The organism is Nocardioides sp. N13(2025) (genome assembly GCF_051912545.1).
In the GTDB taxonomy this organism is placed as follows: Bacteria; Actinomycetota; Actinomycetes; order Propionibacteriales; family Nocardioidaceae; genus Nocardioides.
The window spans coordinates 80,104-92,518 of record NZ_CP196809.1; the positions used below are offsets into that span (position 1 = coordinate 80,104).

Annotated in this window: 12 protein-coding genes and 1 riboswitch; of the genes, 6 read left to right on the forward strand and 6 right to left on the reverse strand. The window is 73.2% G+C overall.

Annotated elements, in window-relative coordinates; translation table 11 throughout:
• Nucleotides 1-127 precede the first annotated feature (127 nt).
• Nucleotides 128-619, reverse strand: coding sequence for a MarR family winged helix-turn-helix transcriptional regulator (locus ACS3YM_RS00425; protein ID WP_439938084.1), 492 nt, complete (start codon nucleotides 617-619; stop codon nucleotides 128-130).
• Nucleotides 616-1,359: a helical backbone metal receptor gene (locus ACS3YM_RS00430; RefSeq protein ID WP_439938085.1), complete on the reverse strand. Its 744-nt coding sequence runs from the start codon at nucleotides 1,357-1,359 to the stop codon at nucleotides 616-618. The genes ACS3YM_RS00425 and ACS3YM_RS00430 overlap by 4 nt, the downstream gene beginning before the upstream one ends.
• Before the next feature lie 84 nt (nucleotides 1,360-1,443).
• Here ACS3YM_RS00430 and ACS3YM_RS00435 point away from each other — a divergent pair, with 84 nt between their 5' ends.
• Nucleotides 1,444-2,565 (forward strand): aldehyde dehydrogenase family protein, encoded by a 1,122-nt coding sequence (locus ACS3YM_RS00435; RefSeq protein WP_439938086.1) that lies wholly within the window; start codon nucleotides 1,444-1,446, stop codon nucleotides 2,563-2,565.
• A gap of 12 nt (nucleotides 2,566-2,577) precedes the next feature.
• On the opposite strand, the gene ACS3YM_RS00440 is transcribed toward ACS3YM_RS00435, so the two are convergent.
• The 3 genes from ACS3YM_RS00440 to ACS3YM_RS00450 are packed head-to-tail and all read right to left on the reverse strand — an operon-like array spanning nucleotide 2,578 to nucleotide 4,635.
• On the reverse strand, nucleotides 2,578-3,225 hold the full coding sequence (locus tag ACS3YM_RS00440) for a hypothetical protein (RefSeq protein ID WP_439938087.1): 648 nt from the start codon (nucleotides 3,223-3,225) through the stop codon (nucleotides 2,578-2,580).
• A 55-nt stretch (nucleotides 3,226-3,280) separates the two neighbouring features.
• On the reverse strand, nucleotides 3,281-3,730 hold the full coding sequence (locus ACS3YM_RS00445) for a GNAT family N-acetyltransferase (protein ID WP_439938088.1): 450 nt from the start codon (nucleotides 3,728-3,730) through the stop codon (nucleotides 3,281-3,283).
• Nucleotides 3,731-3,735: 5 nt separating this feature from the next.
• A complete protein-coding gene (locus ACS3YM_RS00450; protein WP_439938089.1) occupies nucleotides 3,736-4,635 on the reverse strand; it encodes an alpha/beta hydrolase in 900 nt (299 codons plus the stop codon).
• Between the two features lie 97 nt (nucleotides 4,636-4,732).
• Nucleotides 4,733-4,842, forward strand: a riboswitch (TPP riboswitch).
• Here ACS3YM_RS00450 and ACS3YM_RS00455 point away from each other — a divergent pair.
• From ACS3YM_RS00455 to ACS3YM_RS00475, 5 genes are all read left to right on the forward strand, one after another.
• Entirely contained in the window at nucleotides 4,832-5,914 is a 1,083-nt protein-coding gene (locus tag ACS3YM_RS00455; RefSeq protein ID WP_439938090.1) for a thiamine ABC transporter substrate-binding protein, read from the forward strand. Its footprint overlaps the riboswitch before it by 11 nt.
• 72 nt (nucleotides 5,915-5,986) lie before the next feature.
• On the forward strand, nucleotides 5,987-7,621 hold the full coding sequence (locus ACS3YM_RS00460) for an ABC transporter permease (protein ID WP_439938091.1): 1,635 nt from the start codon (nucleotides 5,987-5,989) through the stop codon (nucleotides 7,619-7,621).
• A gap of 11 nt (nucleotides 7,622-7,632) precedes the next feature.
• Entirely contained in the window at nucleotides 7,633-8,625 is a 993-nt protein-coding gene (locus ACS3YM_RS00465; RefSeq protein ID WP_439938092.1) for an ABC transporter ATP-binding protein, read from the forward strand.
• Between the two features lie 21 nt (nucleotides 8,626-8,646).
• Nucleotides 8,647-9,693, forward strand: a complete 1,047-nt coding sequence (locus ACS3YM_RS00470) for a phosphatase PAP2 family protein (protein WP_439938093.1) — start codon at nucleotides 8,647-8,649, stop codon at nucleotides 9,691-9,693.
• A 310-nt stretch (nucleotides 9,694-10,003) separates the two neighbouring features.
• Entirely contained in the window at nucleotides 10,004-11,494 is a 1,491-nt protein-coding gene (locus ACS3YM_RS00475) for a C40 family peptidase (RefSeq protein WP_439938094.1), read from the forward strand.
• Nucleotides 11,495-11,515: 21 nt separating this feature from the next.
• Here the strand turns inward: ACS3YM_RS00475 and ACS3YM_RS00480 are convergent, their stop codons facing one another.
• On the reverse strand, nucleotides 11,516-12,382 hold the full coding sequence (locus tag ACS3YM_RS00480; protein WP_439938095.1) for a sulfotransferase domain-containing protein: 867 nt from the start codon (nucleotides 12,380-12,382) through the stop codon (nucleotides 11,516-11,518).
• Between the last annotated feature and the right edge of the window lie 33 nt (nucleotides 12,383-12,415).

The following is a 12,415-nucleotide window of genomic DNA, read 5'->3' on the forward strand; positions in this document are numbered from 1 at the left end:
CCCGCGAGTCACAAGCTGCTGCCCTCGGGTTTCCCCGCAGAGGCGGGGAAACCCGAACTCCTGGTGGCGTGCAAACCCCGAGATGTTCGAAGTTCCCCGCAGAGGCGGGGAAACCGAGACGGCGGCCTCAGAAGGAGTCGCCGAGCCCCGTCCGCAGCGCCGTCAGCCTGTCGGTCAGCTCGCGTACGTCGCCCTCGGGCAGGCCTGGGGTCTCGAAGACCTCGCCGTTGAGGGCGGCCGTCGCCTCCTCGACGGCCTCGCGGCCGGACTCGGTGAGCACCGCGAGGACCACCCGCTTGTCCTGGTCGCCGCGCACGCGCTCGACGTAGCCCTGGGCGACGAGCCGGTCGACGGCGCTCGTCACGCTGGTCGGGTGCACCTGCAGGAGCGACCCGAGCCGCGACATCGGCATCGCCGCGTCGCGGGCGAAGGACAGCAGTCGCAGCACCTCGTAGCGGGCGAAGGTCAGCCCGCGCGGACGGAGCACGGCGTCGATGCGCTCCATCAGCAGCTGCTGCGCGCGCACCACCGAGGTCACCATCGCCATCCCGTCGGCGGCGTCGGGCCAGCCGTGAGCCACCCACTGGCGGTGGGCCTCGTTGATCGGGTCGCGGGTCATGCGTGGAGGTTAGCCAGCACTGCGTGTGCCTCGACCATCGCCGGGCCGTACCAGGTCAGCAGCCGCCCCGACACCAGCCGCGTCGGGGTGGTGAAGGCCTCGGGCCCGTCGTCGGCGGTGAAGACGTACGGCTCGTCCGGCAGCAGTACGACGTCCGCGCCGGCGCGGTCGATGTCCTCGGGCGTGAGCGCCGGATAGCGCCCGTCACGGCCGGCCAGCACGTTGACCAGCCCGGCCCGGGTGAGGAGGTCGTCTGTGTAGGTCGGCGACCCGACCACCATCCACGGGTCGCGCCAGATGGGCACGGCGACCGAGAGCCGCGGCGCGACCGGCTGCGACCAGAGCGAGCGGGCCTCGACCAGCCACGGCGGGTCGGCCAGGCCGAGGGCGGTCGCGAAGAGCCGCGACATCGAGGCGAGCGACTCCTCGACGGTCTCGATGCGGGTGACCCAGACGGCGGTCCCGGCCTCGCGCAGCCGGCGTACGTCGAGCTCGCGGTTCTCCTCCTGGTTGGCCACCACGAGGTCGGGCGAGAGGGCCCGGATGGCAGCCAGGTCGGGGTTCTTGGTGCCGCGGACGCGGGCCACGTCGAGGTCGCCCGGGTGCGTGCACCAGTCGGTCGCACCGACCAGGAGGCCGGGCGCCGAGGTGGCGATCGCCTCGGTCAGCGAGGGGACGAGCGAGACCACGCGGGCGGCGGGAGCCGACAGCGGGACGTCGGCTCCGAGGTCGTCGCGCATGGCACGAGGCTAGTCACATCGCACCGGGTCGGCCCACACGACCGGGGGATGCTCGCCGGCCCGTCGTCGTGATGGAGTTGTGCCATGAGCAAGCACGCCCTGACCCGGATCGGGCTCCCGGTCGACGGTGCGGAGCGGGCGACGGCGGAGGGGTGGACCTTCCCGGCGCGCAGCCCGGCGACGGGCGAGGTGCTGTGGGACGTCCCCGATGCCGGGGTCGTCGACGCCCACGCCGCCGCCCAGGCCGCGTGGCGCGCCTTCCACGAGACGACGTGGACCTCGGACCGGGCGCTGCGGTCCCACGTCGTCGGGCGCTTCCAGGGCGCGCTCGCCGAGCGTGCGGACGAGCTCGCCCTGCTGCTGGCGGCCGAGACCGGTGTCCCGGTCGCCCTGCGCGCGGCCCATCTCGACGCCCCGATCGCCGGGCTCCTCGCGGAGCCCGAGCAGGCGCCGGGCGTCACGGCAGTGGTCACGCCCGCCACCTCCCCCCTGGCCGTCGCGATCGAGGAGATCGGCCGGGTGCTCGTCTCGGGCGGCACCGTCGTGCTCAAGCCGGCACCCGAGGCGGCGAGCGCCGCCCTCGAGATCGGCCGGATCGCCCTCGACACCCTGCCCAGCGGAGTGCTCAACGTCGTCTCCACGCGTGACGTCGACGTCGCCATCGCGCTGACCCTCGACCCTCGCATCGACGAGGTGTCCTTCACCGGGTCGGCGGTCGCCGGCGAACGGGTGCGCGACGCGGCCGAGCGCGCGGGCAAGCGCGTACGCCTCGACACCGGCGGCCCGCTGACCATCCACGCCGCCGACGACGACGACCTCGCCGCCGTCGTGTCGGCGGCAGCAATCACCATCGCCGCCAATGCCGGGCAGGGCTGCCGGCTCCCGGCCAGCGTCGTCGTGCCGGCGCACCGCTACGGAGAGGCCCTCGACGCCGCGGTGCAGACGATGCGGGACGTCGTGGTCGGCGACCCCGCCGAGCCCGACACCCTCTGCGGTCCGCTGCGCTCGCAGGTGGCGCGCGACCGGGTGCTGCGCTACGTCGCGCTCGCCCGCTCCGAGGGCGGCGAGGTCGCGCTGGGCGGCGAGCGACTCGACCGCGACGGCTGGTGGGTCGCGCCGACCGTCATCGGTGGCCTGTCGGGTCAGTCGCGGCTGGTGCGCGAGGAGGTGCTGGGTCCCGTCCTCATGGTCGTGGCCGGCGACTGAGCCGGGAGCAGGTCAGTCGTCGTCGAGGTGCGGGTCGGCCAGGAGGTACTGGGTGAGGGGGCCCTGGCGTCGCCGGTCGTGGTGACGCACCGGCTCCGGCACCATGCGGCCCTCGGCCGAGTCCCAGAACCGGTCGACCCGGCGGGCGACGGCGCGCGCGAGGTGGCCGACCACGCCCTGGTGCGGGATCCACGGGTGGGGCCGCGTGGGCGAGACGAGCTCGGCGTGGTGGAGCCGGGTCCCCAGGTCCCGGGGGTCGTCCGGCTCGGCAGCGAGCAGGGCGTCGGCGAGCCGCACCTCCAGGCGGGTGACGGCGTCGAGCTCGTGACGTACGTCCTCCCAGATCGACGGCCACGGACGCGCCACCGCCAAGGTAGAGCCGTAGAGCTTGGCCTTCACCTGCGCGAGCGACTCCTCGTAGGCGCGGCTGGCCGCGAGGAACTCGTGGGCGAGGTCGTGCCCGTCGGGAAGGTGCCGCACGAGGGGCGCGATCGCGTCGACCATCGCGGCGTTGTGCCGGCTGGCCGCGGCCAGGAACGTGTCGATCGCCGTGTAGTGGTCGCGGGGGTGGCCCAGGTCGGGGCGTGCGCCGGCGGCGATGTCGAGGCGCTGCCGCAGGTCGTGGTGGATGCTCTCGAGGTCGTGGGCGAGGGTGATCACGGCGATCATCTCCTTGGGGAGCCGTGTCCCTCCAGTCTTGCTCGCCCGGCACCGATCACAAGGACCGCGGACCGGTGCTCTCCCGGCGCATCGGCACGTGCATGACGCCGTCCTCGTCGAACTCCGGCCCGGTGACCTCGAAGCCGTAGGCCGCGTAGAAGCCGGTCAGCCCGGTCTGGGCGTCGAGGCGCACCTCGCGGTCGCCGCACAGGACCATCGCCTCGTCCATGAGGAGGGCCGCGAGACCGCGACCGCGCGCCTCGTGGGCCACGACGACGCGGCCGATGCGCGCCCAGTCGCCGTCGTCGACGACGCGCAGGGTGCCGACGACCCGGTCGTCCTCGTCGAGCAGCACGACGTGGCGCGTCGCCTCCTCGAGGTCGCGCCCGTCGAGGTCGGGGTAGGGGCAGTCCTGCTCGACGACGAAGACCTGCTGGCGCAGTCGCCACACGTCGTACGCCGTGCGCGCGGGGAGGTCGTCGAAGCCGACCGTGAGCACCGTCATCCCACTCACCGGACGAACTCCACGACCTGCCGGAAGGCCCGGGCGCTCTCGGGGGTGAGCGGCAGCAGGCCGTAGACGTGGATCAGGTCGGGCTCCTCGATCGACGTGAGGTCCCACCCGGCCTCGGCGGCGCGACGCACGAGCAGCCGGCAGCCGGGGTGGAGGAGGTCGCGGGTGCCGTGGAGCATGAGCGCACGCGGCAGCCCGGCCAGGTCGGCGAGCGCCGGGGACACCTCAGGGCGGCCGAGGTCGTCGGGCGAGCCCGCCCACCAGCCGGCGTACGCCTGGAGCTTGCCGATGAACAACCACGGGTCGATCGCGTCGACGTCGTGCGTCTCGGGGGTCGAGGTGGTGAGGTCGACCCAGGGCGCGTGCATCACCAGAGAGGTCGCCGGCGCCAGGCCGCGGTCGCGCATCGACAGGGCCATGGCGAGGGCCAGGCCGCCGCCCGCCGAGTCGCCGGCGAGCACGGCCCCGCCGTCCTCTCCTGCCCAGTGCGCGGCGTCGGCGACCAGTGCGTCGTGGGAGTCGGCCCACGTGTGCTCGGGGGCCAGCGGGTAGTCGGGCATGACGATCCGCGCGCCGATCGCGGCGGCCAGGCGGGTGGCGTAGCGGACGTGGAAGGCGTCGATCGGGGCCATGTAGCCGCCACCGTGGACGTAGTAGAGCGTGCGGTGCACGCGGCCCGAGCGCGGCGTCAGGACATAGGAGGGAAAGCCGATGTCGGCGACCTCGACGTCCCACTTCTTCCTGAAGCCGGGCGTGGCCCGGACCGGCAGCGAGCGGTCGAGGGTGCGGTGCCAGGCCTCGACCCGCGCGCGCTCGGCCGGCTCGGTGTCGAGGTCGCGGGACTTGCGCACCTTCGGGATCAGGGTGGCCAGCAGGTCGTGGCGGAGGCTCGGCATGGGCCCGACCATAGGCCGTCTCGAGCGGACATATGGCCGCTCGAGTCCCGGCATGCCGGGCGACGAGCGGCCATATCCCGTTCCCAGATACGATGGACGGCACAGACAGGGGAGCACGTGCAGGCGTGCTGAGAGTGCGGACCAGCCGCAGACCCTCCGAACCTGATCCGGCTAGCACCGGCGATAGGGAGTCCAGATGACGCACGCACCCGTCCGCGCTGCCCTCGGCAGCACCCTCGCGGCCCTCGCACTGACGAGCTGCAGCCTCACCGGCGGCAGCAGCGGGCCCACCGCCACCGAGGAGTCGGCCACCGGTGACACCTCCGGGAACACCGGCGGCACGGTGGTGCTCGCCACCCACGAGTCGTTCCACCTGCCCAAGAAGCTGGTGAGGGCCTTCGAGGCCGAGACCGGCTACACGCTCGAGGTCCGCGCCGCCGGGGACGCCGGCACCCTGGCCACCAAGCTCAGCCTCACCGCCGACAACCCGATCGCCGACGCGGCCTTCGGGATCGACAACACCTTCGCCTCGCGACCGCTGGGGGAGGGCGCCTTCGCCGAGGTGACGCCGTCGGTGACCCCGCCGGAGGAGTACGCCCTCGCCGACGGTGGCGACCGCCTCGTCCCGATCGACTCCGCGAGCGTCTGCGTCAACGTCGACACCGCGTGGTTCGACGAGGCGGGGATCAAGCCGCCGGAGACGCTCGACGACCTCACCGACCCGGCGTACGCCGACCTGCTGGTGACGCCGGGTGCCTCGACGAGCAGCCCGGGCATGGCCTTCTTCCTCGCCACCGTCGCCGAGCACGGCGACGACTGGCCGTCCTACTGGACCGACCTGCTCGCCAACGGTGCCAAGGTCGTCGACGGCTGGGAGGACGCCTACTACGGCGACTTCACCGCCGGGTCGAAGAACGGCACCCGGCCGATCGTGGTGTCCTACGACTCCTCGCCGGCCTTCACCGTCAGCGGCGGCAGGTCCACGACGGCGGCCCTGCTGGACACCTGCTTCCGCCAGGTGGAGTACGCCGGCGTGCTGGCCGGCGCCGACAACCCCGACGGCGCCGAGGCGCTGGTCGACTGGCTGCTGAGCGACGAGGTGCAGAGCGCGCTGCCGGAGTCGATGTACGTCTTCCCGGTGATGCCGGACGCGGCCATCCCGGCCGACTGGGCGAAGTTCGCCCCCCAGCCGACCGACCCCTACGAGGTCTCGCCGGAGGACATCGCGGCCAACCGCGAGAAGTGGCTGACCGAGTGGACCGACGTCGTGTCGCGTTGAGCACCCCACGACGTTCTTCTCCTCCGCTGCGCTCCTCCGAACAACGCCGCGGGGACCCCGCATGATCCCGGCATGAGGCGCATCGCCGGCCTCCTCCTCCTGGCCGCCGGGCCGGTGCTGGTGCTCGGCGTCCTGTTCGTCCTGCCGGTGACCGGCATGGTCGGCGAGGGCTTCGTGGTCGACGGCCGCTTCGCGCCGGACGCCGTGCTCGACGTGCTGGCCCGGCCGCGGGTGCACCGCGTCGCCTGGTTCACCGTGTGGACCTCCGGTGTCGCGACGCTGCTGGCGGTCGTCCTCGGCCTGCCGGCGGCGTACGCCCTCCACCGGCTCGCGCTGCCAGGCCGGGCCGCGGTCCGGGCCGCGCTGCTGGTGCCGTTCGTGCTGCCCACGGTCGTCGTCGGGGTCGCCTTCCGCCAGCTGCTGGGGGAGGGCGGGCCGCTCGGCTTCCTGGGGCTCGACGGCACCCCGGTCGCCATCGTGTGCGGCCTGGTCTTCTTCAACGTCGCCGTCGTCGTGCGCACGGTCGGGGTGGCGTGGGAGTCGCTCGACCCGCGCCCGGGGCAGGCCGCCGCCGCCCTCGGCGCGACGCCGTGGCAGGTCCTGTGCACGGTGACCCTGCCGGCGCTGCGGCCCGCGATCGTCGGCGCGGCCAGCATCGTCTTCCTCTTCTGCGCCACGGCCTTCGGCATCGTGCTCACGCTCGGGGGGGTGCGGCACGCGACCGTCGAGACGGAGATCTACCTGCTGACGACGACCATCTTCGACCTGCCGGCGGCGGCGGCCCTCTCGGTGCTCCAGATCGTCGTCGTGGTGGGCCTCCTGGCCCTCGCCGCGCGGCTGCGGGCGACGCCCGACCCGACGGCCCACCGCACGACCACCCCGGCGCGTGTCGTACGCCGCAGCGACACCGCCGTCGTCGTCGCGACGCTGCTGGTGCTGACCGCGATGCTGCTGCCGATCCTCACCCTGGTGCTGGGCTCGCTCAGCGTCGGTGAGGGCTGGGGGCTCGACAACTACCGCGCGCTGGCGACCACCGGCGGCGACCAGGCCCTGCTGGTGCCGGTCACGACCGCGCTGGTGACCAGCCTGCGCACCGCGGTCGACGCGACCTGGATGGCGCTGCTGATCGGGGTCCTGGTCTCGCTCATCGTCACCCGCCGCTCGCACTCGGTGGCCGAGCGGCGGGTGCGCTCGACGCTCGACGGCTTCTTCATGCTGCCGCTCGGGGTGAGCGCGGTGACGCTGGGCTTCGGGTTCCTCATCACCCTCGACCAGCCGCCGCTCGACCTGCGTGACTCACCGCTGCTGGTGCCGATGGCGCAGGCCCTGGTCGCGCTGCCCCTGGTGGTCCGCACGCTGACCCCCGTGCTCGGTGGCATCGACGACCGCCAGCGCCAGGCCGCCGCCTCCCTCGGGGCCTCGCCGGCCCGCACCCTGCTCACCGTCGACCTGCCGGTGGTGTGGAAGCCGGTGCTCGCCGCCAGCGGCTTCGCCTTCGCCGCGTCGCTGGGGGAGTTCGGCGCGACGTCGTTCCTCGCCCGCGACGACGCCCCGACCCTGCCCGTGGTGATCTTCCGGCTGATCGGGCACCCCGGCGAGATGAACTACGGCATGGCGCTCGCCGCCTCCGTCGTCCTCGCCACGGCGACGGCCGTGGTGGTGCTCGCCGTCGAGCGGCTGCGCGTGCCGGGTGTGGGAGCGTTCTGACGGTGCTCTCGATGAAGGACGTCACCGTCCGCTACGGCGAGACCGTCGCCGTCGACGACGTGTCCCTGGACCTCGCGACGGGCGAGGTGCTCGCCGTGCTCGGTCCGTCGGGTTGCGGCAAGTCGACGCTGCTGCGGGCCGTGGCCGGGCTCGAGCCGCTCTCGGCGGGCTCGATCGCGTGGGACGGCGCCGACCTGTCCGGCACGCCCACCCACAAGCGCGGCTTCGCGCTGATGTTCCAGGACGGCCAGCTCTTCGCGCACCTGAGCGTCGCCCGCAACGTGGCGTACGCCCTGCGTCTGCGGCGGGTGCCCTCGGCCCGCGCCTCCACCCGCGTGGGGGAGCTGCTCGACCTCGTCGGCCTGTCGGGCTACGACGACCGGCTGCCCGGGACGCTGTCCGGCGGCGAGCGGCAGCGCGTGGCCCTCGCCCGCGCCCTCGCCGTCGAGCCCCGGCTGATCCTGCTCGACGAGCCGCTGTCGGCCCTCGACGCGACGTTGCGCGAGCGGCTGGCCGGCGACCTGCGCGAGATCCTGCGCACCGCCGGCACCACGGCCCTCCTCGTGACGCACGACCACGAGGAGGCGTTCGCGCTGGCCGATCGGCTCGCGGTGATGCGCGACGGCCGCGTCGTGCAGTCAGGCGCGATCGACGAGGTGTGGCGCGAGCCCGTCGACGAGGAGACGGCGCTCTTCCTCGGCTACGCCCGCGTCCTGCGCGAGGACGCGGCAACGCGGGTGCTGACCGCGGCGGGGCTGCCCCCGGCGTACGCCGTCGCACTGCGCCGGTCGGCGCTCGTCGTCGACGCCGACGGACCGGTCCACGCGCGGGTCGAGGCGGCCCGCGTGACACCCGAGCAGGTGCGCCTCGTCGTGGCCGCGGACGGCATCGGCACGCTGGACGCCGTGGCCCCGCTGGGCAGCCGCGTCTCGCCCGGCGACGACGTCGCGCTGCGCGTCGATGTGACACGTCTCGCGGTCCTGCCGATCACCTCGGCTCCTTGACCCGTCCCTACACTGACCTGCGTGTACAGACCGGCCTATGCCCTGCTCGTAGGAGTCGCCGCCGTCATGGGCGCGCTGGCTCTGACGGCCGCGTTCGTGCTCGACCGACCGCTCGTCGACCCCGAGGGCTTCCTCGGCCCGTCGTGGCTCCGGCTGCCGCTGCTGGTGCTCGGCGCCTTCCTGCTCGACCTGCTGCCCCGCACGCTCTGGGCCTCGCGGATGAAGCCCGCGCTGATGCCCGACCTCGTCCGCGAGCGGGTGAGGTCGCACTGGGACCGCGAACGGATCATCCTGACGGTGCTGGGCCTGGTGTCGTTCTACATCACCTATGTCTGCTACCGGAACCTCAAGTCGTTCCTGCCCTTCATCATGGGCGAGGACAAGTACGACCGCGAGCTGCACCTCGTCGACCGGGCGCTGATGTTCGGCCACGAGCCGGCGACGATCCTGCACACGATCTTCGGCACCGGTGTCTCGGCGCACGTCCTGTCCACGATCTACCTGTGGTTCCTGCCGCTGGTGCCGCTGGCCCTCGCGGCCTGGCTGGTGTGGTCGCGCAACATCACCTTCGGCTACTGGTTCGCCACTTCGCAGTGCCTGGCCTGGGCGCTCGGCACCGCGTCCTACTACGCCCTGCCGACCCTCGGCCCCGGCTTCCAGTACAGCTACCTCTACGCCGACCTCCCCGACACCGGGTCGAGCGCGCTGATGGAGGCCTTGTCCTACGGGCGGTGGGGCGTGCTGCGCAACGGCGCGGAAGGAGCGGTCCAGTCGGTCGCGGGCTTCGCGTCGCTCCACGTCGCGATCACGCTGCTGGTCGCCCTGATGGTGCAGTACACCCTCCGCAACCGGATCCTGCACATCGTCTTCTGGGCCAACTTCGCGATCACCGTCGTCGCCACCCTCTACTTCGGCTGGCACTACATCGCCGACGACCTCGCCGGCGTGGTCATCGCCCTCTTCTCCTTCTGGCTCGGCGGCCTCGCCAGCGGGCAGAAGTTCGACCGGCACGGGCTCGCGTCCCACCCGACCTCGACCACCTCCCAGGTTCCCGTCGACGCCGAGTGAGCGTCGTACGCGCCGCCGCTGCCGCTGGCTGCCGACCTGCCGTCGGATTCCCCGGGTACCCGGGGATTCTTGCGGTTCCAGTGCGAAGTTTCGGGGTGGAGGCTCCAGTTTCCCCGGGTAGCCGGTGATTCCGACGCGGCCTCGGGCGGAGTCAATAGAACTACAGGTATGTAGTTTGCAAGTCGACACGCCGGACGAGAGTGAAAAAATTGAGGAAAGTGTTCCTTGTGTGACGAAAGTTCACTAACGTGCCTCGAGTTGCCCGTGCGAAGGGGAAGTCGCACGGGCCCGAGACCTCAGGGGAACCCCCGTGCCCTTCGCACCGCTCGACCAGCCACCGACGCCACGTCGTACGACGTCGCGCTGGGCGACGGCTGTCGTGCTGGTCGCCGGGCTCGCGCTGGGTGGCCACGGGGTGGCGTTCGCCGACGACAGCGGGTCGGACGGCGGGGTGCCCAGCGAGGCCGACATCGCGGCTGCCGAGAGGCAGGCCGCCGACAAGGGTCGTGACGTCGCCGCCGTGCAGGCCGACCTGATCCGCGCCAACCTGGCGCTGGAGAGCGCCGGCGACGCGGCCGCGCAGGCGGCCGAGGCCTGGAACGGCGCCCGCTGGCGGGCCGAGCAGGCCCGGGCCGACGCGACCGAGGCCGAGGCCGCGGCCGAGGCGGCCCGCCAGGACGTCGAGACGCAGCGCGAGCTCTACGCGGAGACGGTCGTGCGCTCCTACGAGGAGGCCTCGCAGGTGCAGGGCCTGGCTGCCGTGGTCGAGGCCGACGGCATCGAGACGCTCATCGACCGCACCGTCACCATGGGCAACACGTCCGAGGCGCTCGAGCGCCAGTACAGCTCCTACATCGCTGCGTCCGCGGTCGCGGACGTCACGGCGACCACCGCCGCACAGGCCTCGGACCGCGCGACCGCCGCCGAGCTCGAGGCCGAGCAGGCGCGCGACGCCGCGGCCGCCGCGGAGGCCGAGGCCGGCTCGCAGGCGGAGGCGATCGCCGCCACCAAGGCCGACCTGATCGCCGAGCTCGCCGAGCTCGAGGGCATCAGCGTGCGGCTGGCCGAGAAGCGCCAGTCCGCGCTCGAGGAGGCCGCCGCAGCGGCGGCCGCCGCGGCCGCCCAGGCCGAGGCGGAGGCACAGGCCCAGGCCGAGGCGGACGCCCTGGCCCAGCAGCAGGCCCAGCAGCAGGCCCAGCAGCAGGCCGCCACGCCGACGAGCGCGCCGACCCCCTCGAGCAACCCGACGCCGACCCCCTCGAGCAACCCGACGCCGAGCCCGAGCCCCAGCCCGACTCCCACTCCCAGTCCGACCCCGACGCCGACGCCGACCCCGACGCCGACGCCGACCGAGACGCCGACGCCCACCCCGACTCCGACCGAGACGCCGACCCCCACCCCGGTCCCGACGCCGCCCCCGCCGCCCCCCGCGCCGACGGGTGATGCGAGTGCGGCGATCGCCTTCGCGCGGGCCCAGATCGGCGAGCCCTACGAGTGGGGCGCCTCCGGCCCGAGCTCGTGGGACTGCTCCGGCCTCACCGCGGCCGCCTGGGCGCAGGGCGGCAAGGCTCTCCCGCACTACTCGGTCGCGCAGTACACCCAGTCCACCCGGATCAGCGCGAGCCAGCTCGCGCCCGGCGACCTGGTCTTCTGGGGCTCCTCGAGCAGCCCGAGCTCGATCTACCACGTCGCCCTCTACATCGGCGACGGCCAGATCATCCACGCGCCCCGCACGGGCCGCAACGTCAGCCAGGAGTCGATGTACTACTGGCGGGCACCCAACTTCTTCGCGCGCCCCTGATCGTGGGGAGGGGCGCGCGGATCACCTGACCTTGCGGGCGAACCTCGCGGCCAGCTCGCCGGGGTCGAGGTCGCCGTCCAGCACCAGGCGCGTCGGCCAGGCGGACGTGTCGATGTCCGACAGCTCCTCGAAGAGGGCCAGGTCCTTGGCGTAGACCTCGGCCAGCCGTGCCAGGTCGTCGGCGGTCGGCGCGGTGCCCGGGATCTGCTCGGCACCGGCGTGCCAGTTCTTCAGCGGTGGCACCCGTTCGAAGCGCGGCAGGTCGAGGAAGTCGGTCGTGCGGTGGATGGTCTGCTCGAAGTCGGCGAGCATCGAGCGCAGCTCGATGAGGAGCCACTGCTGGCGCGGGAAGAGCTCGAAGCCGCGCTGCAGCTGCTCGCCGTAGAAGCCGCGCGCGATGCCGGTCATGTGCCGCCACCGCATCGTCCTCACGCCGTCGGGGACCTCGTCGGGCAGCGAGGTGTGCGGCCACTCGGTGAGGAAGTCGGGCCAGTCGGGCCAGGCGAGGTTGCGCGAGCGCAGCATCACCCAGTGGGAGAACAGCCGCTCCAGGGGGTCACGGAAGACGGCGATGAGCGGCATGGCCGGGTCGTAGGCCCGCATCCGCTCCAGCGCGTGCGGCCAGTAGAGATAGGTGGGACTCGCGTCGCCGACCATCCGGTGGACCGCTGCGCGGCGCGGCGCGGTGTAGTCGCGGGCGTAGTCGGGCGCCGACCAGTCGACGGTCTCGTCGTCGAAGTAGTGGCGTTCCTTGTCCGGCGCCTGGCACACCAGCCGGTGCTGGTTGAGCGTGACGGCCAGTGTCGACGTGCCGCCCTTCTGCACGCCGACGATCGCGTAGTTGTACGCCATCTCGCCCAGAGGGGTGGCGGGACCGGAGGTGTTCATCGCGGTGAACCTACCCGCCCCACTACTTTGGGC

Excerpts from the sequence above, each read along its gene's own strand:
- ACS3YM_RS00455 (WP_439938090.1), top strand. The coding sequence starts at position 4,832 with ATGACGCACGCACCCGTCCGCGCTGCCCTCGGCAGCACCCTCGCGGCC.
- ACS3YM_RS00460 (WP_439938091.1), top strand. The coding sequence starts at position 5,987 with ATGAGGCGCATCGCCGGCCTCCTCCTCCTGGCCGCCGGGCCGGTGCTG.
- ACS3YM_RS00480 (WP_439938095.1), bottom strand. The coding sequence starts at position 12,382 with ATGAACACCTCCGGTCCCGCCACCCCTCTGGGCGAGATGGCGTACAAC.
- ACS3YM_RS00430 (WP_439938085.1), bottom strand. The coding sequence starts at position 1,359 with ATGCGCGACGACCTCGGAGCCGACGTCCCGCTGTCGGCTCCCGCCGCC.
- ACS3YM_RS00445 (WP_439938088.1), bottom strand. The coding sequence starts at position 3,730 with ATGACGGTGCTCACGGTCGGCTTCGACGACCTCCCCGCGCGCACGGCG.
- ACS3YM_RS00465 (WP_439938092.1), top strand. The coding sequence starts at position 7,633 with ATGAAGGACGTCACCGTCCGCTACGGCGAGACCGTCGCCGTCGACGAC.
- ACS3YM_RS00425 (WP_439938084.1), bottom strand. The coding sequence starts at position 619 with ATGACCCGCGACCCGATCAACGAGGCCCACCGCCAGTGGGTGGCTCAC.
- ACS3YM_RS00450 (WP_439938089.1), bottom strand. The coding sequence starts at position 4,635 with ATGCCGAGCCTCCGCCACGACCTGCTGGCCACCCTGATCCCGAAGGTG.
- ACS3YM_RS00435 (WP_439938086.1), top strand. The coding sequence starts at position 1,444 with ATGAGCAAGCACGCCCTGACCCGGATCGGGCTCCCGGTCGACGGTGCG.